Raw genomic sequence first — 464 nt, forward strand, 5'->3', positions numbered from 1 at the left:
TCTGGTCTCCTTGCGCATGGCCCCCCGAAGCCGTACCGAGCTGGAGATCAATCGTCACACCAGCATTCGACCCGGCGTAATCAAGGGTATCGATCCCGGTGCCACCGTCTAGCTTGTCCTGACCGGCGCCACCGTTCAGCGTGTCGTTACCGGCGTCTCCGAAGATGGAATCGTTGCCAGCTAGCCCAAATATAACGTCGTTGCCGGCTTGACCATGGATCAGGTCACTCCCGGCGGTTCCCGTCATATCGTCTCCACTCGCGCTGCCGTTGCCGATCGTTACACTAGGATCGATGCCGGCTTCCTCAGGAAGATCCGGATCGACGGCCAGGTGTAGATTGTCAAGAGACGTCGTTGGTTCCCCTCCGAGAACGGCGGCGAGCAGCGGATTGGTCAAACCCGATAAACCAAGCCCCAGAAGGTCGATACCGCTTTCAGACCCGAAGTCCACTGAAAGGGGGGCG

General features: G+C 59.5%; 1 pseudogene. It reads right to left on the minus strand.

From position 1 onward, the window contains the following. Nucleotides 1–464: pseudogene (locus ASF70_RS23695) on the minus strand (hypothetical protein); the annotation flags it as partial.

Origin of the sequence: Rhizobium sp. Leaf321 (genome assembly GCF_001423215.1) — a bacterium.
Taxonomy (GTDB): Bacteria; Pseudomonadota; Alphaproteobacteria; order Rhizobiales; family Rhizobiaceae; genus Neorhizobium; species Neorhizobium soli.